1 pseudogene is annotated in these 966 nt (G+C 70.1%); it reads left to right on the top strand.

What is annotated here, in order from left to right:
- Positions 1-966, top strand: a pseudogene (locus tag DD1DGNOD_RS20270) (arylsulfatase); the annotation flags it as partial.

Raw genomic sequence — 966 nt, 5'->3', positions numbered from 1 at the left:
CCGTTCGTCCTGTCCTGGCCGGCCGGCCTGCGCACACCCGCCGGGGACACCGGCGTCCGCACGCAGTACCAGTACGTCACCGACATCACCCCGACGCTGCTCGACCTGGCCGGGGTGGCGCGGCCGGAACAGCGCCGGGGGCAAGCGGTCCAGGAGCTGGACGGATTCAGCTTCGCCGCCGTCCTCGCGGACCCGGACGAACCAAGTACCCACTACGAGCAGTACTGCGAGATGATCGGCAACCGTAGCTACTACCGGGACGGTTGGAAGCTGGTGACGCTGCACCGGCCCGGTACCCCGTACGACGACGGCGAATGGGCGCTCTACGAGGTGACGCAGGACCCGACGGAGATCGTCGACCTGTCCGCCGTACACCCCGACGTGGTCAAGGAACTGGCCGCGGCATGGGAGGACGCGGCGTGGCGCAACGGCGTCTTCCCGCTTGCGGACGGCAGCGGCGCGCTGGTCATCCGCAATCCCGCGGAGGAACGGCTGCGGCGACCGGTGACCCTGCTGGCCGGCACGCCCGAGCTGGAGCGTTACCGCTCCGCCAAGCTCATCACCTTCCGCTCCTTCGACATCGCCATCGAACTGGACGAGCACGCCGCCGGCGACGAAGGGGTCCTGGTGTCGCACGGCGACCAGGGCGGCGGTTACAGCGTGTATGTGGAGGATGGACGGCTCCGCTTCGCATACAACGAGTACGGCGTGCTGTACGAGGCCGACGCCGGGCCGCTGCCCGCCGGGCGGCACACCGTCCGCGTCCGCGCTCAGGCCCTCCCGGGCCTGCGCTGGGAGTGGCGAATCCTCGTCGACGACACCGAAACCGGCCGGCTGGCCGACGTGCACCAGCTGATCGGCATGGCTCCCCTGCAGGGAATCAGCGTCGGTGTGGACCGCAAGTCCCCGGTCTCCTGGCCCGTCTACGAACGCCACCGGAGCTTCCGCTACACCGGCCGCCTGCAA

The sequence above is a fragment of the Candidatus Protofrankia californiensis genome (genome assembly GCF_900634765.1).
Taxonomy (GTDB): Bacteria; Actinomycetota; Actinomycetes; order Frankiales; family Frankiaceae; genus Protofrankia; species Protofrankia californiensis.
This window is presented reverse-complemented; position numbering and strand designations above follow the sequence as displayed.